Raw genomic sequence first — 24689 nt, forward strand, 5'->3', positions numbered from 1 at the left:
TCCTACTCCTTCGGGCCGAAGCCCCACAGCGACCGCCAGGCGGCGGAGCTGGCTCGCTTGTCGGCATCAGCCGAGTCCTCAGGGCCCGTCACTGACGATTCTCCCACGGTGCCCTCGGCGCTCTCGCCGACGGCCTCATTCTCCTCCAGGGAATCCTCAGCGAGCCGGACCTCTGATGCGGCGGCCTCAGGTGATGCTCCGGTCGTGGCCGGGTGCTCGGTCGTGGATCCAGGCTCGGCGTGGGTGTCATGATCGGCCTCGACGGCCGTGGGGTCATCGTCCGGCACCGCGGGTGCGGCGCCGCTCTCGTCGACCTCATACGTGCGCTCTTCGCCCTCCGCGATGGTCTCGTCGAGGCTCACGTCCTCGTCCTCGCCCGCGGCGGGTTTGCGGACGGGAAGAATGCCGGCGCCGTAGCTGCCGCCCGTCTCGTCGCGGACGTCGGCACGAACCTCGTCGCCGGACGAGGTCGCACGGTCGCGGCGGAATCCGCCCACCGCGGGGAGGACTGACGTCTCGGTCGAGTCGGCGGACCTGCGCCGGGCCGTGCGCTCGCTGCTCGCAACCCTGCGCTCGGCGGCGCCTCGCTGCTGAGAGTCGAAGATGTAGAGCGCGCTTCCAGCGGCGAGGGTGACGACGCCGAGGATGATGAGCGGGATGGCCCATGGGGTGCTGACCTCGCGCTCCCACGTCATCGTCAGCTGGGGCGTCGTGCCGTCCTGCCCGATGGCGATGAGGGTCCAGTCACCCGGGGGTACGTCAAAGTAGAACTCAGCCGAGTCGGTGGCGGCGATGAGGTTCTCGGGGTGGAAGAGATCCGAGCCCTGGAGCGTGAGCTCCCCCTCGGGAGCCACATCCTCGGCCGGCTCCTCAGTCGCGAGGGTCTCCCAGTCGGTGAGTCCTGTCACGCGGACGTGCGGCTCGGGGCCGAGCCAGATGGCCGCGATGTCGCTCGACGCCACCGCCATCTCAACCTCCGTGCCCGGGGCGCGGGCGGTCACCCGCACCGTGTCATCGACCAGCTCAAGCACACCCGGATCCGTCGCAATGATGCCGGATTCCGAGGACGCAGCCGTCGAGGCCTCAACGATCGGGCTCTCCTTCCACCACGTGGCCGACCCGATGCCGACAACGGTCAGCGCCATACCGGCGACCAGCATGAGTGCCGCAACGAGTCGTCTCATGTCGTTCCTCCTCTACAATCAGTGCTCGAGTCTAGATGTATAACGATTTCATAAAGAAGTCTTCCGCGTAGAGCGGACGCGGCCTCGTATCCCCTAGGTTAGCGCCGCAGGGCACGGCGTAGGCTAGTGGAAGTTGAGAAAGGATTGGTATGGAGGAGTCACAGCAGTTCCCGATAGTGATGCGCGGCTACGAGCGCGCACAGGTCGATCAGAAGCTCCACTCGCTGAGCGCCGCCCTCAAGGAGACGAGGAGCCAGGTCGCACGGCTGGACGACGAGGTGCTCACCCTCTCCGGCGAGCTCGCCGAGGCGCGTCGTGAGCTGGCGGAGAACGACCGCCCCTCCTACTCCGGGCTCGGTGCCCGTGTCGAGCGTCTCCTGCGCTCGACCGAGGAGCAGTCTCTCGACATCGTCACCCGCGCCAACGCGGATGCGGAGAAGACGCTCAACCGCGCCAGTGCTCAGGCCGCGGCAATGACGGAGAATGCCGAGCGCCAGTCCGCGGAGCTCCTCTCGAAGGCCCGGCGCGACGCCGATGACGAGCGGAAGGCCGCGACGGCCGCAGCCTCCGCCGAGCTCGACAACGCTCGGATCAAGGCCGAGGAACTCGTCTCCTCGGCCGAGCGCGAGGCGAACAGGCTCCAGAGCGAGGCGCAGGCCCACGCGGCCGAGCTGCGCAGCAGGGTGGAGTCAGAGACGCGGTCGCTGAGGGCTGCCACCGAGGATGAGGTGGCGAGGCTGCGCTCCGAGCAGGAGCGCTCCCTCGCCGAGGAGCTCGCCGCCCACCGCACCCGCATCCACGACGAGAGCGCCGCGCACGAGAGCAGGATCGCGCAGGAGCGTGCGGCCCACGAGAAGCTCATCGCCGATCAGCGGACCGAGCACGATCGGAGGATCTCCGAGGAGACCGCCGCGCACCGCGAGAGCCTCACGACCGCGGCACGGGAATCGGCCGAGCAGCTCGCAGCCGAGGAGCAGCGGCAGCGGGACGCGATGACGGCGATGGTGACCGAGGCTGAGGCGAAGGCCGCCGATGCCGAGAGGCGCCTCTCCGAGGCGGTCAGCCGCGCCGAGAACCTCCGCACCACCTCCCAGTCCGACGCGTCTGCCCGCGTCGCTCAGGCGACAGCTGAGGCGGAGACGATCCTCGCCGAGGCCCGTGCACAGGCCGGAGCGATCCTCGCCGAGGCACGTGAGTCCGCCCGACGCGAGCAGGAGTCCGTCCAGGAGCATGTTGAGCAGCTGACTGCCCAGCGCGATTCCCTCACGTCCTACCTGTCCGACATGAGGGCGCTGCTCGCCTCGGATCAGCAGAAGCTGCTGACGGACCTCACGGACGAGTGACGTCGGCCAGGAGGCGCCGAAGCTCGTCGGGTGTCTCCAGGGCCGTGAAATGCCCGGCGCCTGCGATCGTCTCGACGGTCGCGGTGCCGGGATATCTCTGTGCGAGGTCGGCCATCATGTGCTCCGTGCACGACGCATCGTCCTCGCCGCGGATGAGAAGAAGCGGGATGTCGAGGGTGTCGATGAGGTGGCGGCGGTCCGGCCGTGCCGCCATGGCCCTCTGCATCCATGCGAGTGAGTCGGGCCGGACCTGCCGAAGCCGTCTCGCAATATCGTCATAGACCTCGGGCCGGCGCTCACGCGTGACCGGTGACGTCATCGTGTCGGCCATGGGCAGGACCGTCGTCGCATCTCCCCTATCGGCCTTCTCGGCCGCCTCGAGACGCTTCGCGCGGGCCTCGTCGGTGTCGGCCCCGATGTTCGTATCCATAAGCACGAGGGCCGAGACGAGTTCGGGCGCCTGGTCGAGGATCGACATGGCGACCGCGCCGCCCATCGACAGCCCGCCGATTGCGCAGCGGTCGATGCCGAGCTCGCGAAGGTCGGCGATGACGGCACGGGCATAGGTATCGAGGCTTGGGCTCTCAGCGCCGAGGGCTGCGTCGATATCGCTGGCGGGTGGGGATTCGCCGAAGCCCGGCGCATCGACCGTCATGACGTGGCCGAGGCCCTGTCGCACGGAATCGAACATGGTCGAGTCGAGCGGCATGGCGTGGAGGAGAAGAAGCGGCTCACCGCTTCCGGTCGATCGGACTGAGAGGTGGGTCATAGCCCCACTGTAGTCAGGCGTCCTCGCCCCGACTAGAAGGAGTATCCCCTCGTATCCCACGCACGCCAGCACGAGGTGTGCCAGTGCCTACGGTTCTCAAGGCCGACCTCCTCGCCCCAGATCGTCTCCTCGGTCCAGGCCACGACGTGGGCGACGCCGATCTGGACGATCTGCTGGCATCCCGGGCACCGGTATTCCTTCGTGGCCTTCGGGATGTGACGAACGTTGAAGATCCGACCACCGGGGCCGGTCTCGCGGCGCACTCCCCCGGTCACGCGGTCGATGCTGAGCGGGATGTGCCCCGCATGGTAGGGCCGCTTGCGCGACTTCCTCCCCATCAGAACAACCGATCCTCGACGTTGTCCGTGCCCTTCATCGCCCCATAGTCGAGGACGAGGCAGCGGATCCCGCGATCCTCGGCGAGCACCCTCGCCTGCGGCTTGATCTCCTGGGCGGCGAAGATGCCAGAGACGGGTGCGAGCAGCGGGTCGCGGTTGAGGAGCTCGAGATACCGGGTGAGCTGCTCAACGCCGTCAATCTCGCCGCGGCGCTTGACCTCGATGGCGACGTGCTGGCCATCCTCATCCTTGACCATGAGGTCGACGGGGCCGATGGCGGTGGGAAACTCCCGGCGGACCAGCCGCGTGCCGGAGCCGACGAGGTCGACCTGCTCGGCGAGCAGCTCCTGCAGGTGGGCCTCGACGCCGTCCTTGATGAGTCCCGGATCCTGGCCGAGCTGCTGCTCCATCTCCCCGAGGATCTCGTAGATCTTGATGCTGAGAGCGTCGTTCGTCTTCGCATTGGCGACAAGCCAGACGGCGGTCACGCCGGCCTCGGCCTCTTCGGCCAGCACCTCTGATTCGGTGAACGTGCATGGCGCACTCATCCAGTTGAGCGGCTTATAGGATCCGCCGTCCGAGTGGACAAGAACGGAGCCGTCCGCCTTGATCATGATGAGGCGGGGCGCCCTGGGCAGGTAGGCGTCGAGACGGCCCGAGTAGTCGACGGAGCATTCGGCAAAAACAACACGCACGCCCCCAAGTCTACATACCGGTCGGCTCCTCGGACGGGCGGGCCCCGTCCATCCAGCCCACGAGCCCCGCCATCGACGACATCGACATCGCCCACAGATGCTCATCGCCGTTGCACTCGAGGTGGACGACGATCGTGCCGGCGGCCACGTCCCGCTGGTGGTAGTCGACGACGCGCAGGCGGTGCCGGGAGAAGGAGAGAGCGGGTTTTCGGGAGAGCGAGGCGGTCCTGAACCAGGTGATGTACTCGGCCCCGAAGATCGCGACTCCGGAGCGCCACGAGCCCGATTCGAGGTCGCTCACTGCGCACGGGAAGGATCCGACTCGCCGGTAGAGGGCACGGGTGCGGATGACGCCCCAGAGGATGAAAACCCCGGCGATCACGAGCATGACGATAAGGACGCCAGTCACGATTGCCGGGGTGTTCATACGTGCACCTGCCTAGTCGTCGAACTCCTCGAGGTTCAGATAGGCATCGCCCGAGTCATCGACGACGATCGTGACGACGTTCGAGTCGACGACTACGAATCCCTGCGGGATGTCGAAAGTCTTCTCTTCTGCTCCCGATCCTACTCGAACAGTGCCCGGTCTGAGCACGGCGAGAAGCGGCTCCCGGTCGTCGAGGATGCCGAGCTCGCCGTCGAAGGCGGGGACGATGACCGAGTCGGTCTCGCCGCGCCATTCCTCGCCGCTGCGGGCGACGATCGCGACCTTCATCTGTTCTCTTCCTCGAGCTCCCGAGCGCGGCGCTCGAGGTCCTCGATGCCGCCGATGTTGAAGAACGCCTGCTCCGGCACGTGGTCGTAGTCGCCCTCCGTGATCCGGCGGAACGCCTCGACAGTCTCATCGACCGGAACGGTCGAGCCCTCGACGCCCGTGAACTTCACAGCCGTGTAGGTGTTCTGCGACAGGTACTGCTCGATGCGACGGGCGCGTGCGACCGTCACCTTGTCCTCTTCGCCGAGCTCGTCGACGCCAAGGATCGCGATGATGTCCTGCAGCTCCTTGTTCTTCTGGAGAATCGACTTCACGCGGGTGGCGACATCGTAATGCGCCTGGCCCACGTACTGGGGGTCGAGGATGCGGGAGGTCGACGCCAGCGGGTCCACGGCCGGGTAAAGGCCGCGGGACGCGATGTCACGCGACAGCTCCGTCGTCGCGTCGAGGTGCGCGAACGTCGTCGCCGGCGCCGGGTCCGTGTAGTCATCGGCGGGCACGTAGATCGCCTGGAGGGAGGTGATCGAGTGGCCGCGGACGGAGGTGATGCGCTCCTGCAGCTGGCCCATCTCGTCGGCGAGCGTCGGCTGGTAGCCGACGGCGGACGGCATGCGGCCCAGCAGGGTCGATACCTCAGAGCCGGCCTGAGTGAAGCGGAAGATGTTGTCGATGAAGAGCAGCACCTCCTGGTTCTGGACGTCGCGGAAGTACTCCGCCATCGTCAGAGCCGACAGCGCGACGCGAAGGCGCGTGCCCGGCGGCTCGTCCATCTGGCCGAAGACGAGGGCGGTCTTCTCGAAGACGCCCGCCTCCTCCATCTCGACGATGAGGTCGTTGCCCTCACGGGTGCGCTCGCCGACACCGGCGAACACCGACACACCGCCGTGGTCCTGCGCCACGCGCTGGATCATCTCCTGGATGAGGACGGTCTTGCCGACGCCCGCGCCGCCGAAGAGGCCGATCTTGCCGCCGAGAACGTAGGGGGTGAGGAGGTCGATGACCTTGATGCCGGTCTCGAACATCTCCGTCTTCGACTCGAGCTCATCGAAGCCCGGGGGGTTGCGATGGATCGGCCAGCGCTCCGTGACCTCGAGGGTCTCCCCCTCGGCCAGGTTGAGGCATTCGCCGGTCACGTTGAACACGTGGCCGAGCGTCACGTTGCCCACCGGCACCGAGATCGGCGAGCCGGTGTCGATGACCTTCGCGCCGCGGACGAGGCCGTCCGTCGGCTTGAGCGCGATCGTGCGGACGATGTTGTCACCAAGGTGCTGGGCGACCTCGAGCGTGAGCGTCGTCGTCGAACCGCCCTCGCCCTGTGCAGTCAGATCCAGCGTCGTGGTGAGCGCGTTGTTGAGGGACGGCAGCTGGTCTGCGGAGAACTCGACGTCGACGATCGCGCCGATGACGCGGACGATCCGGCCAACGGCCTGCTCCGTCGTGGTCTCGGTAGTGGCAGTCATTCTTTCTTCCTTCACTTGGCCAGTGGCCGGGGGTTCTAGCTGGCGTTCTCCAGCGCATCCGCGCCGGAGATGAGCTCAGTGATTTCTGTCGTGATCTCGGCCTGTCGAGCGTTGTTGGCCAGTCTCGTGTAGTCCTCGATGAGCTCGCGAGCGTTGTCGGTGGCCGCGTGCATCGCCTGCTGGCGGGCAGCGAGCTCGGAGGCGGCCGCCATGAGGAGGACAGCCTGGATGCGCTGGGAGACGTACATCGGCAGGATCGCGTCGAAGACCTCTTCCGCGGAGGGCTCGAACTCGTAGAGCGGAGCCTCCTCGATCGGCTCATCGCCGTCGGCGTCCACGACCTCGAGGGGAAGCATGCGACGCACCTGGACGGTCTGCTGGACCATGTTGACGAACCGGGTGAAGACGACATGGAGTTCGGCGACGCCACCCTCGTCTTCAGCGGCGAGGAAGCGGCCGAGCATCTCGTCGGCGATCTCCTGCGCGACCTCGGGATTCGGGTTATCGGACGACCCCGTCCACACGCGCTCCATCGGCACCTTGCGGAACTTGAAGTAGGACTCGCCGCGGCGGCCGTAGACGTAGAGGAGGGGTTCCTTGCCCTCCTCCCGCAGGGATTCGATGCGGGCCTCGGCCTCGCGCAGCACGGACGAGGAGTAGGCCCCCGCCATCCCTCGGTCGGAGGTGACGACGAGGATCGCGACGCGGCTCGTGTCCGTCCGGGGCGTGATGAGGGGGTGCTGGAGGTCGCTGACGCTGCCCGCCACCGTGGCGATCGAGGAGATGAGCGCGCGAGTGTACGGATCCTGGCCGAGCGCGCGGTCGCGCGCCCTGCCGATCCGCGAGGATGCAATGAGCTCCATCGCCCGGAAGACCTTCTCAAGGGTCTTCGTCGCTCGGATCTTCTGCTTATATACCCGCTGCGAGCCTGCCACAGTCAGCCCCTCTTCGAGCGGACGATCTGCTCGGTCTCTTCTTCGGCCTCGGGCTCGGAAGCCTCAGCCGTCTCGACGTCCTTCGCCGCGATGAAATCCTGCTGGAACTCTTCGACGCCGCGCCGCAGCTCCTCCTCCGTCTCCGACTCGAGCCTACCGGTGTCCCGGATCGCCGTCAGAGCGGTGGTGTTGTGCCGGAGGTAGTCAAGCATCCCCGCCTCGAAGGCGTGGACCTGGTCGACCGGAATGACGTCGAGGTAGCCGTTCGTGCCCGCCCACACGGACGCGACCTGGTCCTCGACCGCGTAGGGCGTGTACTGGGGCTGCTTGAGCAGCTCCATGAGCCGCTCGCCACGGGTGAGCTGGCGCCTTGTCGTCGCGTCGAGATCCGAGGCGAACATCGCGAACGCCTCCTGCGCACGGTACTGGGCGAGCGTGATCTTCAGCGTGCCGGAGACCTTCTTCATCGCCTTGACCTGGGCGTCGCCGCCGACGCGGGACACGGAGATGCCGACGTCGACCGCAGGGCGCTGGTTCGAGTTGAACAGGTCGGACTGGAGGAAGATCTGTCCGTCGGTGATGGAGATGACGTTGGTCGGGATGTAGGCCGAGACGTCGTTGGCCTTCGTCTCGATGATCGGCAGACCGGTCATCGATCCCGCACCGAGCTCGTCGGAGAGCTTCGCGCACCTCTCGAGGAGGCGGGAGTGCAGGTAGAACACGTCACCCGGGTAGGCCTCGCGGCCCGGCGGGCGGCGCAGCAGAAGGGAGACGGAGCGGTAGGCCTCGGCCTGCTTCGACAGGTCGTCGAAGATGATGAGGACGTGCTTGCCGCCGTACATCCAGTGCTGGCCGATGGCCGAGCCGGTGTAGGGGGCGAGGTACTTGAAGCCGGCCGGGTCGGAGGCAGGCGAGGCGACGATCGTTGTGTACTCGAGGGCACCGGCGCGTTCGAGGGTGCCGCGCACGGAGGCGATGGTCGAACCCTTCTGGCCGACGGCGACGTAGATGCAGCGCACCTGCTTATTCGGGTCGCCCGAGTCCCAGTTCTCCTTCTGGGAGAGGATCGTGTCGATGGCGAGTGCGGTCTTGCCGGTCTGGCGGTCGCCGATGATGAGCTGGCGCTGACCGCGACCGATCGGGATCATCGCGTCGATCGCCTTGATGCCGGTCTGGAGGGGCTCGTGGACCGACTTCCTCATCATGACGCCGGGCGCCTGAAGCTCGAGGGCGCGGCGGCCGTCGAGGTCGGTGATCTCGCCCTGGCCGTCGATCGGCTGGCCGAGCGGGTCGACGACGCGTCCGAGGTAGCCGTCACCGACGGGCACGGAGAGGACCTCGCCGGTGCGGCGCACCTCCTGGCCCTCTTCGATGCCGGAGAAGTCGCCGAGGACGACGCAGCCGATCTCTCGGTCCTCAAGGTTCATGGCCAGGCCCTCAGTGCCATCCTCGAAACGGAGAAGCTCGTTCGCCATGGCGCCGGGAAGGCCTTCTACGCGGGCAATCCCGTCCGCCGTCATGGTGACGTGACCGACCTCTTCCGCGACTGCTGCTGCAGGTTCGTACGAATTGACGAAACTGTCGAGCGCTGCCCGGATGTCCTCGGGCTGGATTGTCAGCTCAGCCATTGATATTCCTTTTCTCTGCGGGTTACCGCTGTAGTCTGTCAGTCCGCGAAAACGGACTTCACGTTGTTGATGCGGGCGGCGAGCGAACCGTCGATGACGTCCGCGCCGATGACGATGCGAAGCCCCCCGACGATCTCGGGGTCGACGCCGACGTGGATCTCGACGGGCTTGCCGTAGCGCCGCGAGAGGATGTCCGTCAGACGCCGCTCCTGGTCCGCCTCGAGCGGCTGTGCCGCTGTCACGATGGCGACGAGGTGCCTGCTCCTGGTGCCCGCGTCGGTCACCCAGCGCCGCATCTGCGGGATGAGGGCGACGTTCGATTCGACGGCGTGCCCGATGAGGGCGACCGTCTCGGCCGTCCATCCGCCGAACACGCGCTCGGCGAGTTCCCTGCGCCTGGATGCGTCGACGCCACGGTCCTCGAGGGTGCGGCGCAGTGTCCGCTCCTCGGCAAGCAGCCGAGCGCCGCGATAGAGCTCCTCCTCGACGTCGTCGAGGCGGCTGTGATACTGCGCGGACATGAGGAGAGTCTCGACGCCTGCAAGGTCAATGGCCTCCGACAGGTCGACGGCGACGGGGAAGCGTTCGCGTGCCAGCCCGGTGACGAAGTCGAGAACCTCACCCGACACCTTGCCATCGAAGACGCTGCGCATGATTCCGGCTCGATCGTCGGCGGACCGTGCCGGGTCGGTGGCCGCCCGGAGAAGGGCGGAGGACCCATCGAGGACGTCGGCGACAGCGAAAAGATCGTCCGCCCAGCGGATCGCCTCGGAGGGACGGTTCGCAACCACCCCTTCCCAGGGCTGGAGCATCCGCTCGAGAGCCTGTTCGCCTGTCTGCCTCATCATGCCTCCGTGTTCGCGGGGGTGGTCGCCTCGAGCTCATCGAGGAAGCGGTCGACGACCTGACGAGAGATGTCGCGGTCGGCGACATTCGCCTCGATGATGCGGCCGGCGAGCACGGTGGCGAGCGAACCCACATCCGTACGGAGCTCCGCCTCGGCGGAGACGCGATCCGCCTCGATCTGGCGGTGAGCCTGATCGACGATGCGCTGCGCCTCGGCGTTGGCTTTGGAGCGGGCGTCGGCGACGATCGCCTTCGCGCTCTCCTGCGCGTCCTCGCGGATGCGTGCTGCGTCCTTGCGTGCCGCAGTCACCTCATCGGCGAGCTGCTCACGCTCGGCCTTGATCTCTTCTCGCGCCCGTTCGGCTGCCAGCAGCCCATCTTCAATCTTTTCGCGACGCTCATCGAGCGTGGCGATGAATGTGGGCCATGCCTTCTTGTAGACGACCCAGGCGACGATGAGGAACGCTACCGTTCCCCACACCAGGTCGTAGACGGCCGGAACGAGCAGCGAGGGTTCCCAGTTGAACCACTCGGAGCTGATGTTCATGATCAGAAGACGAACCCAGCCGCGAAGCCGATCAGGCCGAGGGCCTCGACGAACGCCATACCAAGGAACATGTTGACGCGGAGGAAGGCCTTGATCTCAGGCTGACGGGCCGAGGCCTCCTGCGTCTTGGCGACGAGCATGCCGATGCCGATACCCGGGCCGGTCGCAGCGAGGCCGTAACCGATGGTCGCGATATTACCGACGACAGAATCCATAGTGATGTTTTCCTTTGTTGTTGGAGTGGTTTGTCAGGAGGGTCAGTGCTCTTCGATGGACAGCGCCAGGTAGACCGCGGCTAGAAGGGCGAACACATAGGCCTGCAGGCCGGCGACGAGGATCTCGAAGACGACAACTGCCACACCGCCGAGAAGGGTGACCGTGCCGCCGAGAAGGCCTCCTGCGCCGCCAACCGAGAAGTAGAGCGCGTGCGTCGCCGCGAAGGTGAGGACGAGCAGGAGGTGCCCCACCACCATGTTGGCGAGAAGACGGATGACGAGCGTGGCCGGGCGGACGATGAAGTTCGAGAGGAACTCGATCGGCGTCATGAGGATGTAGATGGGCCATGGGACACCCGCAGGCATGAGCTGGCTCTTGAAGTAGCCGCCCACGCCGTGGGTCCGGATGCCGGATGCGATGAACATGACATAGGCGAAGAGCGCATAGATGATCGGCATGCCGACCAGCGACGTCGAGGCGATATGGAGGCCGGGTATGATGCCCGTGATGTTCATGAAGAAGACGCCGAGGAAGAGCGTGGCGAGCGCCGGCAGGTACCGGGCGGCCTTCTCTTCGCCGATCACCTCGTAGCCGATCGACTTCCTGATGAAGTCCAGCACGTATTCGAACGCGGCCTGCGACCGTCCGGGGACCAGCTTGGCCCGCCGTGCGTACAGGATGCAGATCGTCGCAAGGACGGCCACCGAGATGAGTCGCGCCATGATGATGCGGTTGATGGCGAACGGAGTGCCCTCGAACAGATAGGGCTCTGGGAAGAACTCATCCATCGTCGGTGCATGGAAGCCGGAATCCTCTGCGGCAGCGGTGAGGCGCCCGTATTGGGCGGCAAGCTCAAACGAGGCGTTGGCGAACAGAATGGCCCCCAGGGAAACGTATGTGGTGGACGGGCGATCGCCGTGTTCGACACAGAACAGCCTCGCCCAAGCGGACGGCACTCATCGTAACTGATTTGCTCGCAGAATGCTGGCAGATCCACAGCCGTCTCGGGACCTCAGTCCTATGCTCTGGTCCTCGCGATCGTCCATAGGTCGACGGCGAGCGAGATGATGATGGCAGCGACAAATCCCAGCAACAGCGCGGATCTGTCGAAGAAATCGGATCCTCGAAGTCCGACAAAGACGACGAAGAGGATGACCATTTTCGCGAGGTAGCTGCCGAGCATCGCGGCCATGTCGTTCACGCCCGGCCGCTTCTCTGTGAACATCATCACGACAACGGTGAGGCCCATGGCGGCGCCGGCGATGCCGACCCCGAGGAGGACTCCCCAGACGGCGCTGGTCCCGGCGGTGGTGGCGGCGATGGCGGAGCCGCCCACAGCGAGGACGAGGTAGCCGACGAGGGTCCGCCGCGCGATGGTCCCGAACATCTCGGCCGTGCTCGGGACATGGCCCGGCTCGCGGTCCGCGGATCTGCCTAGCCTCATGCCGGCACCCCGCCCCTCATCTCATACCTCGTGTAGATGAGCGCCGCGATGAGGCCGGCCGCTCCGGCCACAAGGGTCGGGATCGGCTCGAAGACGGCGAGGCCGACGGCGATGAACGTGAAGACGGCGGACCAGGCATAGATGACCTGGACGGCACCACGATGGGAGTTGCCTGCACGAAGGAGCCTGTGGTGGAGGTGGCCGGCGTCGGCCGCGAACGGCGAGAGCCCCTTCGACATCCGGCGGAGCACTGCGAACGCGAAGTCGAGCAGCGGGATGAGGAGGATCCCGATGGGCACGAGGATCGGCATGAAGGCAGGGATCTGACGCGAGGTCGTGATCCCCGGGTCGATCTGGCCGGTGACGACAATGCCGGCGGCGGCGCAGATGAGCCCGAGCATGAGCGCGCCCGAGTCACCCATGAAGATCGTCGCCGGGTTGTAGTTGTGCGGCAGGAAACCGAGACAGATGCCGACGAGAGCGGCGACGACGATGACTGCCACCGACGAGTAGTCCCCCGGCGAGGTTTCGCGCGTGAGCATGTAGGTGTAGACGAAGAACCCCGCAGCGGCAATGCCGACGACGCCCGCCGCGAGCCCGTCGAGCCCGTCGATGAAGTTGATGGCGTTGGCAACGATGACGACGACGATGATCGTGAGGAAGAGGGTGAGCCGCGTCGAGCCGACGGTAAGCCCCCAGACCGGCACGGACACGAACTGGACGCCCTGCCATGCCATGACGCCCGCGGCGAGGACCTCACCCGCGAGCTTCGCATACCAGTCGAGCTCCCACACGTCGTCGAGCACGCCGATGAAGCACATGAGGGACGCGCCGATGAGGATGCCCCACGCGGGCGAACCCGCGGCGAACTCCTGCTCAAGGTAGGGGATCTGGCTTGCGATCCCGAACGAGGAGGCGAGCCCGATGAGCATCGCCACCCCGCCGAGCCTCGGAACGGGGACCGTGTGAACGTCCCGGTCCCTCACCTGGGTGATCGCTCCCGTCGCCAAGGCCGCCCGCCGCACGACCGGCACCATGATGTAGGTGACGGCCGCGGCGATGAGCATGACGAGGAGGTAGACCCTCACGGCTGGTCGGGATCCTCGAGCTCGATGAGCGCGGCGATCTCCTCGCGGGGCACGGCGCCCTGTCGGACGATCCGGTACGGGGCGGAGGTGAGGTCGACGATCGTCGAGGCCACTCCCCCGCCGGCCTGCCCGCCGTCGAGGTAGAGCGACACGGCCTCGCCGAGCATGGCCGAGGCCTCCTCGACCGTGAGCGCGGCCGGCTGCCCCGTCTTGTTCGCCGATGACACCGCGAGCGGCCCGGTGCGCTGAAGCAGGTCGAGCGCGGGCTCGGAGTCGGGCATGCGCAGCGCGACGGTCCCCGCGGTCTCGCCGAGATCCCAGGCGAGTGACGGCTGCGCCGTGACGATGATGGTGAGGGCGCCCGGCCAGAACCGGTCGATTAGGGTCCGCGCCGCATCCGGCAGCGCATCGGCCAGAGCCTCCGCCGTCTCCTTTGTGCCGACGAGAACAGGTGGCGGCATCTGCCTGCCGCGGCCCTTGGCCGCAAGGAGGTTGGCGACGGCCGCGGGGTTGAAGGCGTCGGCGCCGATGCCGTAGACCGTGTCGGTCGGAAGGACGATCAGCCTGCCGTTAGAGATGGCGACCGAGGCCGCGTCGAGGGCTCCGCTGTCTGATGTGCAGTCTCGAATATCCACGGTCCCAGCTTCTCACACCGCGTGCAGATACCGGGGCCGACCAGCGAGGTCAGCTCCTGTTGTCGCCGTCATACCGAGGCCGGCCGCGCACTCGACGAGGGCAGGGCCCTGGGTCTCGTCGTGCTCCATGATGAGCACTCCCCCCGGCCTCAGAAGGAGACGTGCCCGGGCGACGAGAGCACGCGGCAGGTCGAGCCCGTCGCTGCCACCGCCCCACAGCGCGATCTGCGGGTCGGCCATAACCTCGGCGGGTACCTGGGACGGCGGGACATAGGGCGGGTTGGAGACGACGACGTCGACCGTGCCCAGAAGGTCCTCGCATGCCGTCCGAGCGTCCCCCTGCCGCACCTCGACTCCGTAGGGCTCCGCGTTCCTGCGGGCCGCCGCGTACGCGGCCTCGTCGAGCTCGACGGCGATCACGCGGGCCCCGGGGACCTCGTCGGCGATGGCGATCGCGATCGCACCCGAGCCGGTGCACAGATCGAGCACGAGTGGCGACGGTCCTGCGGCGCGGGCCGCATCGATCGCCGCCCCGGCGACGATCTCCGTCTCGGGACGCACGATGAAAACACCCGGCTCCGCCGGGAGCGTGACATTGCGGAAATGCATGACACCGGTCAGGTGCTGGAGCGGCACGCGCTGCGCGCGGGCGTCGACCAGCCGGAGGAACTCATCCGCCTGCCCGTCCGTCGGATCGGGTGCGAGCACGAGATGGGCGCTGGCGACGTGCTCCGCCAGCCACCGAGCATCGGCCTCCGGCGTCTCGATCCCGGCGGCGGCCAGGATGAGGGCGGCCCGCCGCTGGAGCTCACGCCACGTCACTCTCCCGCGTGCTCCATACGCTCGCGCTCATCGAGTTCGCGGGCGGAGTCGATGACGGGACCAAGCTCCCCGCCGAGGACCGTGTCGAGGTTGTAGGCCTTGAAGCCGGTCCTGTGGTCGGAGATCCGGTTCTCCGGGAAGTTGTATGTGCGGATCCGCTCGGATCGGTCAACGGTGCGGACCTGGCTGCGGCGCTGGGCGGCCTCCTCGGCCGCCGCCTCCTCCTGCTTCGCGGCGAGCAGCCGCGCCCGGAGGACGCGCATGGCCGCGTCCCTGTTTTTGTGCTGGGACTTCTCGTCCTGCATCGACACGACAATGCCGGTGGGAACGTGGGTGATGCGGACCGCGGAGTCGGTCGTGTTGACGGACTGTCCGCCCGGACCCGATGAGCGGTAGACGTCGATGCGCAGATCGTTCGGGTCGATCTCGACCTCGCCCGGGTCGTCGACCTCGGGGAAGACGAGCACGCCGGCGGCCGAGGTGTGGATACGGCCCTGCGACTCGGTGACCGGCACCCGCTGGACGCGATGGACGCCGGCCTCGTACTTGAGGTGGGCCCACACCCCATCCGCCGGGTCCTCGGGCGGCTGGGGGCTCTTGATGGCGACCTGGACGACCTTGTAGCCGCCGAGGTCGGATTCTGTTGCGGATAGGGTCTGGGTCTGCCAGCCCTTGTTCTCCGCGAAGCGCAGGTACATGCGCAGCAGATCGCCCGCGAAGAGCGCGGACTCCTCGCCGCCCTCACCGGCCTTGACTTCGAGGATGACGTCGCGCGAATCATCGGGGTCGCGCGGGATGAGAACGTTCTTCAGCTCCTCGTCGAGCTCCGCGAATCTCTTCTCGAGCCCCGGCACCTCGGCCGCGAACAGCTCGCCGTCGTCCCCGCCGAGATCGACGATCTCCTTCGCCTCCGCCAGATCGTCGCGCGCTGCGAGCCACTCGCGGTAGACGCGGATGACACGGCCGAGCTCCGCGTAGCGCCTCCCGAGCGAGCGCAGCCTATCGGGGCTCGACAGGACTTCCGGCGTCGCCATCTGTCCTTCGATCTTCATGAATTCGGCGAGCATCTGCTCGGGGACTGACTGGCTCATGGGGGATCCTCACCTCGGTCTGGACAATACGGGAGAGCGCCGGCGAGATACTCGCCGGCGCCCTATCGCAAAGCTACTTCTTCCGCTTGCCGTAGCGTGCCTCGAAGCGGGCGACGCGGCCACCGGTGTCCAGAATCTTCTGCTTGCCGGTGTAGAACGGGTGGCAGGCCGAGCAGACATCGGCGCGGATCTCGCCGGACTTCACGGTCGACCGAGTGGTGAACTGATTGCCACAGGTGCAGGTGACCTCGGTGACAAAGTATTCAGGGTGGATTCCCTGCTTCATGAGATTTCTCCTTGGATCGTTGCCGCCCCGGGTCCAGCCCAGGCGTGTGACTGGAAGTCTCGCGCCGATGTGCAGACCGGTGAACCGGAAGCCGTCAGGTAATTATGGTGCTGGGTGTGCCCGCCCCGCAAGGGGCGGGCCTGTGAGGCTACTCTCCAGCCTGCTGCATGTTCTTGGCGATCGTCATGAGGAATTCGCCATTCGATTCGGACTTGCGGAGCCTGCCGAGCAGGAAGTCGGATGCCTCCTGGACCTCGAGCGTGCCGAGTGCGCGACGCAGCTGCCATACGATCTTGAGCTCCTCGGGGCTGAACAGCAGCTCCTCGCGGCGCGTGCCGGAGGCGTTGATGTCGACGGCGGGGAAGATCCTGCGGTCGGCGAGCTGGCGGGAGAGCCGCAGCTCCATGTTGCCGGTGCCCTTGAACTCCTCGAAGATGACCTCGTCCATCTTCGACCCCGTCTCGACGAGCGCCGAGGCGAGGATCGTGAGGGATCCGCCGTTCTCGACGTTGCGGGCGGCGCCGAAGAAGCGCTTCGGCGGGTAGAGCGCGCCTGCGTCGACACCACCGGAGAGGATCCTGCCGGATGCGGGTGCCGCCAGGTTGTAGGCGCGGCTGAGGCGGGTGATCGAGTCGAGCAGGACGACAACATCCTGGCCGAGCTCGACGAGGCGCTTCGCACGCTCGATGGCGAGCTCCGCGACAACCGTGTGCTCGGAGGCGGGCCGGTCGAAGGTGGAGGCGATGACCTCACCCTTGACCATGCGCTGCATGTCGGTAACCTCCTCCGGGCGCTCATCGACGAGCACGACCATGAGGTGGACATCGGGGTTGTTGACCGCGATGGCGTTCGCCATCTGCTGCATGATCATCGTTTTGCCCGCCTTCGGGGGCGACACGATGAGGCCGCGCTGGCCCTTGCCGATCGGGGCGACGAGGTCGATGACTCGAGGAGTGATCGCCTTCGGCGACGTCTCCATGCGGAGCATCTCGTTCGGGTACAGCGGGGTCAGCTTGCCGAACTCGGGGCGCTGTGCCAGCTGCTCGAGGGTGAGTCCGTTGACGGAATCGATCTCGACGAGCGGGTTGTACTTGTGACGCTGGCGTGAACCGCCGCGTCCGCCGCCACCGCCGCCCGACGACTCGCCGAGGTCGCGCACGGCGCCGACGATCGCATCGCCGCGACGCAGCTTGTTGCGCTTGATGAGCGCCTGCGAGACGTAGGCGTCATTCGAGCCCGGCAGGTAGCCGGCAGTGCGCAGGTAGGCGTTGTTGCCGTCGATGTCGAGGATGCCGGCGACCTTGAGGAGGACGTCGCCGTCCTTCACCTGGTCGTTGTAGTCAGAATCGGAATCGTTCTGTCGCTGGCGATCGTTCCGGTTATCACCGCGGCTATCGCCCCGATTGTCGCGCTGTCGGCCATCGCGGCGGGCCGGGCGCTCACGGCGGCGGTCATTCCGCCTGCGCCGATTGTCGCCCTCATCCTCGCCGTCGCGGGAGGTGTCCTGGCGGCGGCTATCCGCGGCCTCGCTGTCATCACGACGGGACTGACCCTCGCTCCGGCGCGAATCACCGCGCGAATCGTCACGGGAACGGGAGTCTCCGCGTGAATCGCTGTCGTCCTCGCGGCGGGATTCGCCCTCGCCGCGGCGTCCGCGCTCACGGCGATGGGATTCCTGTGCCTTGCGCGAGGCGGCCTCGCCGAGCGCCTCGAGGGCGGCCAGCTTGTCCTCCGGCAGTTCGTGGTCCTCCTCCGGCTCCTCGGCCTTCGCCGGGGTCGGCAGGTCGAGTTCGAGCTTCGGGGCGCGGTTGTTCTCCCTGCGTCCGCGGGGGCGGCGGCGGTCGGAGGAGCCCTCGGACTCGTCCGACGAGTCCTCGGCAGACTCCTTGGCCTCGGCCCTCTCCGGGCGCTGCGGCTGATCGGCGGGTGCGGAATCGGAGTCCGCGCCAGACGAGGAGCGGGCTTCGCGGATGGCGGTGATGTAGTCGTTGCGGCGGGCCTTGGAGTCAAGTGTGAGGCCCATGCCGGAGGCGAGCTCTTGAAGCTCACCGAGTCGCATTGCAGTCAGAGCTTTGCGGGGAGCGGTTGAAGTTTCGCTCACGAGGTTCCTTCCTCAGTACCCGCATGCACGCGGGGCGGGATGTCAAATGGTTCATCAGCGCAGACAGGGCGAGAAAATTGAGATCTGTCGCCCACACTGAGCGCTTCGAAATCACCGTGCATGGGTATAGCCACATGTCACTGAAATTCGGTGATGCGCTCAGCCTACCAGGTCAAGACCCACCGTGGCATCTTCAGTCGACAATGTGGGCACCACGGCCCAATCCCGGTGTTGACACTGCAAACCCGCGCGACTCGAGGATCCTGCACGTTTGGGGGTCCAGCTCGTCGAGCACGAGGATCGATGGACCCGCCCCCGAGACGACCGCCGGCCAGCCCGCCGCCCGCAGAGCGTCGAGAACCTCGGCCGTGGCGGGCATCGACGCGGAGCGATACTCCTGATGGAGGCGGTCGCGAGTCGCCTCGTAGAGCAGATCGAGGTTCTTCGCGAGCGCGTGGACGAGCAGTGCCGTCCGCGCCGCGTTGAAGGCCGCGTCGACATGCGGCACGGACACGGGCAGCGCCGCCCTGGCCGTTGCCGTTGAGAGGACCTCTCGGGGCACGAGCAGCGTCGTGCGCAGCTCCGGGTGGATGTCGAGGCTCGCGGCGTGGGACCTGCCGGACTCCGACCAGGCGATGACGGCGCCGCCGTACACCGCCGGGCCAGCGTTGTCGGGATGACCCTCGAACTCCGTCGCCAGCGTCAGCACCTCGGCCCTGCCGAACGCCTCCGGGCGACCGACGAAGCCGGCCGCCAGCGTGAGACCCGCGACGACGGCCGCCGCCGACGAGCCGAGCCCGCGCGACTGCGAGATGCTGTTCCTGCAGGTCATCCGCACGCCCGCGTTGGGCATGCCCGCGAACTCGAAGCCGCGCTGCATGGCGCGGACAATGAGATGGGAGTCGTCCGTGGGCAGCTCACCCTGGCCCTCGCCGAGGATCTCGACGGTCGACGACCCAGCGATGAGGGTCGCCTCAACCTCGTCGTAGATGCCGTGCGCCATGCCGAGGCAGTCGAAGCCCGGGCCGAGGTTGCCGGAGGTTGCGGGGACGCGCACGCGGAGGGTTTCGACGACTGGGCGCATTACAGCCCCAGCACGCGAACTGCCGCCTCGAGCGACGGAGCGATGACATCGGGATCGACGTCGCGGCCCGCGAGGGCGGTCGCCGTGTCCTTGAGGCCATTGCCGGTCACCGTGCACACGATCGTCGCACCCTCGGGTACGCCACCCGCCGCAGCGGTCTTGAGAAGACCCGCGACGGAGGCTGCGGAGGCCGGCTCGACGAAGACGCCGACCTCGGCGGCGAGGATTGCCTGCGCCTCGAGGATCTCCTCGTCCGTCACGCGGTCGATGAGACCCGCAGAGGAGTCCCTCGCCTCCTCCGCATACTTCCACGAGGCGGGGTTGCCGATGCGGATGGCGGTGGCGATGGTCTCGGGCGACTCGATCGGATGCCCGAGGACAAGCGGTGCGGAGTTCCAGGCCTGGAATCCCCACATCTGCGGCACCGACTCCGAGACGGGCTCCATGTGGAGCGCCGAGTCGTCGAAGCTCGCCAGCGTCGTCCGCCCCGCGTACTCGCTGTAGCCCATCCAGTACGCCGTGATGTTGCCGGCGTTGCCGACGGGAAGGATATGGATGTCGGGGGCCCGGCCGAGGGCATCGACGATCTCGAACGCGGCCGTCTTCTGTCCCTGGAGGCGGTAGGGGTTGACGGAGTTGACGAGGTCAACCGGGTACGCCTCCGTCAGCTCGCGCGTGATCCGCAGGCAGTCGTCGAAGTTGCCGTCGACCGCGACGAGCCGGGCGCCGTGGACGATCGCTTGGGCGAGCTTGCCGGCCGCGATCTTGCCGGCGGGTAGGATGACGGCGCACTGGAGGCCCGCGGCGACGGCGTAGGCCGCCGCCGACGCGGAGGTGTTGCCCGTCGACGCACACGCGATGACCTCGGTGCCATCGGCCTTGACCTTCGACACGGCCGAGGTCATGCCGCGGTCCTTGAACGAGCCGGTCGGGTTCATGCCCTCGACCTTGACGTGGACTTCGGCGCCGACGCGCTCGGAGAGCCGGGGGGCCGGCACGAGCGGCGTCCCACCCTCATAGAGTGTGACGACGGGATCCGTGTCGCCGAACGGGAGCCGATCGCGGTATTCCCGAATGATGCCCTGCCATTGGTGTGCCATCAGCTGCCCTCAACCCTCATGACCTGAAGAACTTCCTTGACGTAATCGGCCGACGTGATCGCCGCCAGCGCCGCATCGACATCGGCCGTGCGGGCCTCGTGCGTCGTGACGGTGAGCCGCGCGCCGCCCTCCTCCTGCATCTGCCGCACCGCGGCGATCGAGACGCCGCTGTCGGCGAATGCACCCGACAGGCGCGTGAGCACGCCGGTGCGATCCTCGACTGCGAAATCGATCCGGTAGGACGCGATCGAGTCCTCGCGGGCGAGGATCGGGAGGTCGGCGTATGTGAGCTCCCGGGGAGCCCGCCCGCCGTGGACGCGATGCGAGGCACCCGCGACAACATCGGACAGGACCGCGGACGCGGTCGGGGCGCCGCCGGCACCGCGGCCGTAGAACATGAGGCGACCGGCGCCCGATGCCTCGATGACGACCGAGTTGAAGGAGCCGCGCACCGCGGCGAGCGGATGGTCGTGCGGCACGAGCGTCGGCTCGACGGAGAGCTCGATGCCGGCGTCGCGGCGGCGGGCGATCGCGAGCAGCTTGATGGCGTAGCCGTCGCGCTTCGCGGCGGCGATATCCTCGGCGGTGATGGCGCGGATGCCGGTCGTCGGCACGTCCTCGATCGAGACCCGGGTGTGGAAGGCGAGGGACGCGAGGATCGCGATCTTCGCGGCGGCATCATGGCCGTCCACGTCCGCCGTCGGATCGGCCTCGGCAAAGCCGAGGTCCTGAGCCTTCTTCAGTGCCTCATCGAAGGACAGTCCAGCCGTCTCCATCTCGTCGAGGATGAAGTTCGTCGTGCCGTTGACGATGCCGAGCACGCTCTCAACCCGATCGCCCGCGAGCGACTCGCGCAGCCCGTAGACAACGGGAACAGCACCGGCGACAGCGGCCTCGTAGTAGACGTCGACGTCGGCCTCGGCGGCCGCCTCGTAGATCTCGGGGCCGTGCGCGGCGAGGAGCGCCTTGTTGCCGGTGACGACGGTCGCCCCTCCCCTGATCGCGTTGAGCACGTGCGTGCGGGCGGGCTCGATGCCGCCGATGAGCTCGATGACGATATCGGCGCCGGCCATGAGGCCGTCGACGTCGTCAGTCAGGAGGGAGCGGTCGATCGCGGGATCGCGGGGTGCGTCGAGATCACGGACGGCGATCCCGATCAGCTCGAGCGTGTCGCCGGCGCGTTCGGCGAAGTCGCCGTTCTGCTCCTGAAGCATCGTGGCAACGGCGGTGCCGACTGTCCCGCATCCCAGCAGGGCGATCTTGACTGACATTGTTCCTCCAGCAGTTGGGTTCCGGATCAGCGATCCGGGAAGATTCCTAGGATATCGTCCCAGGTTTCGGGTCGGACGAGCCACGATGTCCCCTGTTCGGACACGGCGAGCACTCCGGGCCTGCGGACCAGGTTGTAGTTCGAGGCCATCGACCTGCCGTAGGCACCGGTCGCGGCCACGAGCAGCAGGTCGCCGCGGCGCACGTCCGCCGGCAGTGCGACGTCCCGGACGACGATGTCGCCGGACTCGCAGTGCATCCCCACCACCCGTGAGGGCACATTGTCCGCGGAGGAGTCCCGCCCGAGCAGGGCCGTGTAGTCGGCGCCGTAGAGCGCCGGGCGGATGTTGTCGCTCATCCCGCCATCGACCGAGACGTAGCGGCGCACGCCGTCATCGGTCATGACATCCTTCGTTGCCCCGACCCGGTAGAGGGTCATGCCGGGAGGGCCGGAGATGGACCGACCGGGCTCGATCGACAGTCGGGGAACGGGAATACCCGCACGCTCGCAGGCGGTTTCGATGGCGGAGCGGATCCCCGCGATCATCTCCGCCTCCGTCGCCGGCTCCGGATCAAGGCCCGTGTACTGGATGCCGTACCCGCCGCCGAGGTCGACCTCGGGGACGTCGATGCCGATGCCGAACAGCTCGGCGGCGAAGTCGATGACGGCCGAGGCTGCGGCCGCGAAACCCTCCGAGTCGAGGATCTGGCTGCCGATGTGGGAGTGGAGGCCGAGGAGCTCGAGGTGCGGGTTCTCGCTCATCGCGACCGCAACCTCGCGGGCAGCGCCCGTCGCGAGCGACAGACCGAACTTCTGATCCTCGTGCGCGGTCGCGATGAAGTCATGCCCGCCCGCGTGGACTCCTGTCGTCACCCGGACGAAGCACGGGGCCACCGTTCCCGTCTCCTCCGCGATCGCGGCGAGCTGATCGACCTCTCCGGGCGAGTCGATGACGATCCTGCCCACGCCGGACTCGAGAGCCAGTCGAAGCGTCGAATCGGACTTCGAGTTGCCGTGCAGCCCGATCCGCTCACCGGGGACACCGCCCGCGAGCGCGGTGCGAAGCTCCCCCTCGGAGGCCGTGTCGATCGACAGGCCCTCCTCGACCATCCATCGGGCGACGGTGGGGGTGAGGAAGGACTTGCCTGCGTAGTAGACGTCGCCGTCGCCGATCGCGCTCACCCAGGCTCGCGCCCGGTTCCGCATGTCGGCCTCATCGACGAGGTAGAGGGGCGTGCCCTCCTCCGCGAGAGCCGTCAGGCTGTGACCGGCGAGGTGAAGGTCACCGTCGACGCGTGTGAGGTTGGCGGGCCAGGGTCCGGCGCCCGGCTCGGGGGCAGGGACTGCGGCGAGGGGGGCAAAAGTCATCTACATCTTCTCCGGGGCTGAGACGCCGAGCAGCGTGAGGCCGTTGGCGAGGACACGGGTGGTGGCGTCGTTGAGCCACAGGCGGGCCCGGTGACCGTCGGTCACCTCTTCATCCGACCGAGGCGTGACGCGGGTCTGGCCGTACCACGTGTGATACGAGGCGGCGAGCTCTTCGAGGTAGCGTGCGACGCGATGGGGCTCGCGCAGATCAGCCGCCTGCGCGACGGCGTCGGGGAACTCGGCGAGAACGCCGAGGAGGGCGGAGTCGGCCGCATGGTCGAGGGCCGCCGGGTTGAAGTCGTCCCGCGTGACGCCGTGCTCGGCCGCATTGCGGGCGACGGAGCACGTGCGTGCGTGCGCGTACTGGACGTAGAACACAGGGTTCTCGTTCGTCCGGGACGCGAGCAGGTCGAGATCGAGTTCGAGCGTCGTGTCGACCGAGGATCGGACGAGCGCGTAGCGCGCCGCGTCGACGCCGACTGCGTCGACGAGATCCTCGAGGGTGATGATGTTGCCGGCGCGCTTCGACATGCGGACGGGCTGCCCGTCCTTGACGAGGTTGACCATCTGGCCGATGAGCAGCTCGAGGTTCTCCCCCGGGCCGGCCGTATCGCCGAAGGCCCTCGCCATGGCGTACATGCGGCCGATGTAGCCGTGATGATCGGCGCCGAGCATGATGATGACGTGGTCCGCCCCGCGCTCGCGCTTGTCGAGGTAGTAGGCGACGTCACCGGCGAAGTAGGCTGCCTCGCCATCGGACTTGAAGACCACGCGGTCCTTGTCGTCGCCGAAGTCGGAGGTGCGGATCCACACCGCGCCATCACTGTCGTAGACATGGCCACGCTGCCGGAGCACGTCGACCGCACGCGTGACGGCACCCGACTTGTGAAGGGTGTCCTCGTGGTAGTAGACGTCGAACTCGACGCCGAAGTCGGCGAGCGCCCGCTTGATCTCGGAGAACATGATGTCGACACCGCGTGCGCGGAAGACCTCCTGCGCCTCGGCATCCGGCAGGGTGAGGGGATTGGGCTCACCCGCGGCGGCGCAGTCCTCGACGACCTTCGTCGCGACGTCGGTGATGTAGTCCCCGCCGTAGCCGTTGTCCGGCACCGCCTCGCCCTTGGCGCGGGCGAGGAGCGACTCGGAGAAGCGATCGATCTGCGCGCCGGCGTCGTTGAAGTAGTACTCGCGCGTCACGGTCGAGCCGGTCGCCTCGAGGAGGCGGGCGAGCGAGTCGCCGACGGCTGCCCAGCGGACGCCACCCAGGTGGATCGGGCCCGTCGGGTTCGCCGAGACGAACTCGAGGTTGACGGCGCCGGCCTGGGCATTGCTCCGGCCATACTCAGCACCTGCGGTGAGGATCGTCCGGGCGAGCTCGCCCGCGGCGCCCTTGGCGAGCCGGATGTTGATGAAGCCCGGGCCCGCGACGGAGGCGGAGTCGATGCCCTCCCTCGTCTCGAGGCGCTCGGCCAGGAGCGTCCCGAGATCGCGGGGGTTGGTGCCGGCCTTCTTGGCGAGCTGCATGGCGACGTTCGTGGCCCAATCGCCGTGATCACGGTTGCGCGGACGCTCGACCTTGACGGTGGGGAGCTCGTCCGCGGATAGTGCCACAGCACCATCCGCCGCTGCTTCCCGCAGGACGGAATCGATGAGAGCGCTGAGTTCTTCAGGAGTCATGGTCACAGTCTAGCGACGTGCCGCAGTACCATATCGTCTCGAGGTGA

At 67.5% G+C, this 24689-nt stretch carries 26 protein-coding genes; 1 reads left to right on the forward strand and 25 read right to left on the reverse strand.

Features of this window, described 5'->3' with window-relative positions; genetic code table 11:
- Positions 1 to 2 precede the first annotated feature (2 nt).
- On the reverse strand, positions 3 to 1184 hold the full coding sequence (locus EJO69_RS05935) for a prolipoprotein diacylglyceryl transferase (protein ID WP_126040164.1): 1182 nt from the start codon (positions 1182 to 1184) through the stop codon (positions 3 to 5).
- Between the two features lie 149 nt (positions 1185 to 1333).
- Between EJO69_RS05935 and EJO69_RS05940 the strand changes: the two genes are divergently transcribed.
- Entirely contained in the window at positions 1334 to 2527 is a 1194-nt protein-coding gene (locus EJO69_RS05940) for a cell division protein DivIVA (RefSeq protein WP_126040166.1), read from the forward strand.
- Here the strand turns inward: EJO69_RS05940 and EJO69_RS05945 are convergent.
- The 24 genes from EJO69_RS05945 to argS all read right to left on the reverse strand — a co-directional run bounded on the left by EJO69_RS05945 (position 2514) and on the right by argS (position 24642).
- Entirely contained in the window at positions 2514 to 3296 is a 783-nt protein-coding gene (locus EJO69_RS05945) for an alpha/beta fold hydrolase (RefSeq protein ID WP_126040168.1), read from the reverse strand. The genes EJO69_RS05940 and EJO69_RS05945 overlap by 14 nt on opposite strands.
- 32 nt (positions 3297 to 3328) lie before the next feature.
- Positions 3329 to 3634 (reverse strand): hypothetical protein, encoded by a 306-nt coding sequence (locus EJO69_RS05950; protein WP_126040170.1) that lies wholly within the window; start codon positions 3632 to 3634, stop codon positions 3329 to 3331.
- Positions 3634 to 4329 carry an endonuclease NucS gene (gene nucS / locus EJO69_RS05955; protein ID WP_126040172.1) on the reverse strand — a complete coding sequence of 232 codons (696 nt, stop codon included), beginning with the start codon at positions 4327 to 4329 and terminating at the stop codon, positions 3634 to 3636. The genes EJO69_RS05950 and nucS overlap by 1 nt, the downstream gene beginning before the upstream one ends.
- 10 nt (positions 4330 to 4339) lie before the next feature.
- Positions 4340 to 4756 carry a DUF2550 family protein gene (locus EJO69_RS05960; RefSeq protein WP_126040174.1) on the reverse strand — a complete coding sequence of 139 codons (417 nt, stop codon included), beginning with the start codon at positions 4754 to 4756 and terminating at the stop codon, positions 4340 to 4342.
- Between the two features lie 12 nt (positions 4757 to 4768).
- On the reverse strand, positions 4769 to 5044 hold the full coding sequence (locus tag EJO69_RS05965; RefSeq protein WP_126040176.1) for a F0F1 ATP synthase subunit delta/epsilon: 276 nt from the start codon (positions 5042 to 5044) through the stop codon (positions 4769 to 4771).
- Complete coding sequence (gene atpD, locus EJO69_RS05970) at positions 5041 to 6504, reverse strand: F0F1 ATP synthase subunit beta (RefSeq protein ID WP_126040178.1); 1464 nt, start codon at positions 6502 to 6504, stop codon at positions 5041 to 5043. The genes EJO69_RS05965 and atpD overlap by 4 nt, the downstream gene beginning before the upstream one ends.
- A 35-nt stretch (positions 6505 to 6539) precedes the next feature.
- Positions 6540 to 7439 carry a F0F1 ATP synthase subunit gamma gene (locus EJO69_RS05975; RefSeq protein WP_126040179.1) on the reverse strand — a complete coding sequence of 300 codons (900 nt, stop codon included), beginning with the start codon at positions 7437 to 7439 and terminating at the stop codon, positions 6540 to 6542.
- A gap of 2 nt (positions 7440 to 7441) precedes the next feature.
- Entirely contained in the window at positions 7442 to 9067 is a 1626-nt protein-coding gene (gene atpA, locus EJO69_RS05980; protein WP_126040181.1) for a F0F1 ATP synthase subunit alpha, read from the reverse strand.
- Between the two features lie 38 nt (positions 9068 to 9105).
- The gene (locus tag EJO69_RS05985) at positions 9106 to 9915 is read right to left on the reverse strand and encodes a F0F1 ATP synthase subunit delta (RefSeq protein ID WP_126040182.1); all 810 of its coding nucleotides are present in this window, start codon (positions 9913 to 9915) and stop codon (positions 9106 to 9108) included.
- Positions 9912 to 10460: a F0F1 ATP synthase subunit B gene (locus EJO69_RS05990; protein WP_126040184.1), complete on the reverse strand. Its 549-nt coding sequence runs from the start codon at positions 10458 to 10460 to the stop codon at positions 9912 to 9914. The genes EJO69_RS05985 and EJO69_RS05990 overlap by 4 nt, the downstream gene beginning before the upstream one ends.
- Before the next feature lie 2 nt (positions 10461 to 10462).
- Positions 10463 to 10675 (reverse strand): ATP synthase F0 subunit C, encoded by a 213-nt coding sequence (gene atpE, locus EJO69_RS05995; RefSeq protein ID WP_126040186.1) that lies wholly within the window; start codon positions 10673 to 10675, stop codon positions 10463 to 10465.
- A gap of 42 nt (positions 10676 to 10717) precedes the next feature.
- The gene (gene atpB, locus EJO69_RS06000) at positions 10718 to 11464 is read right to left on the reverse strand and encodes a F0F1 ATP synthase subunit A (protein ID WP_126040188.1); all 747 of its coding nucleotides are present in this window, start codon (positions 11462 to 11464) and stop codon (positions 10718 to 10720) included.
- 230 nt (positions 11465 to 11694) lie between these two features.
- Positions 11695 to 12120 carry a Cg1360 family ATP-synthase-associated protein gene (locus EJO69_RS06005; RefSeq protein WP_126040190.1) on the reverse strand — a complete coding sequence of 142 codons (426 nt, stop codon included), beginning with the start codon at positions 12118 to 12120 and terminating at the stop codon, positions 11695 to 11697.
- Entirely contained in the window at positions 12117 to 13208 is a 1092-nt protein-coding gene (locus EJO69_RS06010; protein ID WP_126040192.1) for an MraY family glycosyltransferase, read from the reverse strand. The genes EJO69_RS06005 and EJO69_RS06010 overlap by 4 nt, the downstream gene beginning before the upstream one ends.
- The gene (locus tag EJO69_RS06015) at positions 13205 to 13843 is read right to left on the reverse strand and encodes an L-threonylcarbamoyladenylate synthase (RefSeq protein ID WP_126040194.1); all 639 of its coding nucleotides are present in this window, start codon (positions 13841 to 13843) and stop codon (positions 13205 to 13207) included. The genes EJO69_RS06010 and EJO69_RS06015 overlap by 4 nt, the downstream gene beginning before the upstream one ends.
- Before the next feature lie 12 nt (positions 13844 to 13855).
- A complete protein-coding gene (locus tag EJO69_RS06020; RefSeq protein ID WP_126040196.1) occupies positions 13856 to 14665 on the reverse strand; it encodes a N5-glutamine methyltransferase family protein in 810 nt (269 codons plus the stop codon).
- Entirely contained in the window at positions 14662 to 15756 is a 1095-nt protein-coding gene (prfA, locus tag EJO69_RS06025) for a peptide chain release factor 1 (RefSeq protein WP_126040198.1), read from the reverse strand. The genes EJO69_RS06020 and prfA overlap by 4 nt, the downstream gene beginning before the upstream one ends.
- Positions 15757 to 15829: 73 nt before the next feature.
- The gene (rpmE, locus tag EJO69_RS06030; RefSeq protein ID WP_126040200.1) at positions 15830 to 16042 is read right to left on the reverse strand and encodes a 50S ribosomal protein L31; all 213 of its coding nucleotides are present in this window, start codon (positions 16040 to 16042) and stop codon (positions 15830 to 15832) included.
- A 148-nt stretch (positions 16043 to 16190) separates the two neighbouring features.
- Positions 16191 to 18143 carry a transcription termination factor Rho gene (rho, locus tag EJO69_RS06035; RefSeq protein ID WP_126040202.1) on the reverse strand — a complete coding sequence of 651 codons (1953 nt, stop codon included), beginning with the start codon at positions 18141 to 18143 and terminating at the stop codon, positions 16191 to 16193.
- A gap of 193 nt (positions 18144 to 18336) precedes the next feature.
- Complete coding sequence (gene thrB / locus EJO69_RS06040) at positions 18337 to 19227, reverse strand: homoserine kinase (RefSeq protein ID WP_126040204.1); 891 nt, start codon at positions 19225 to 19227, stop codon at positions 18337 to 18339.
- Complete coding sequence (thrC, locus tag EJO69_RS06045) at positions 19227 to 20327, reverse strand: threonine synthase (RefSeq protein ID WP_126040206.1); 1101 nt, start codon at positions 20325 to 20327, stop codon at positions 19227 to 19229. Before thrC ends, thrB begins: the two co-directional genes overlap by 1 nt.
- A complete protein-coding gene (locus EJO69_RS06050; RefSeq protein WP_126040208.1) occupies positions 20327 to 21598 on the reverse strand; it encodes a homoserine dehydrogenase in 1272 nt (423 codons plus the stop codon). Before EJO69_RS06050 ends, thrC begins: the two co-directional genes overlap by 1 nt.
- A gap of 26 nt (positions 21599 to 21624) precedes the next feature.
- Entirely contained in the window at positions 21625 to 22965 is a 1341-nt protein-coding gene (gene lysA, locus EJO69_RS06055; RefSeq protein ID WP_126040210.1) for a diaminopimelate decarboxylase, read from the reverse strand.
- Positions 22966 to 24642 carry an arginine--tRNA ligase gene (argS, locus tag EJO69_RS06060; protein ID WP_126040212.1) on the reverse strand — a complete coding sequence of 559 codons (1677 nt, stop codon included), beginning with the start codon at positions 24640 to 24642 and terminating at the stop codon, positions 22966 to 22968. It abuts the gene before it with no gap.
- Positions 24643 to 24689 lie beyond the last annotated feature (47 nt).

The organism is Flaviflexus salsibiostraticola (genome assembly GCF_003952265.1).
Lineage (GTDB): Bacteria > Actinomycetota > Actinomycetes > Actinomycetales > Actinomycetaceae > Flaviflexus > Flaviflexus salsibiostraticola.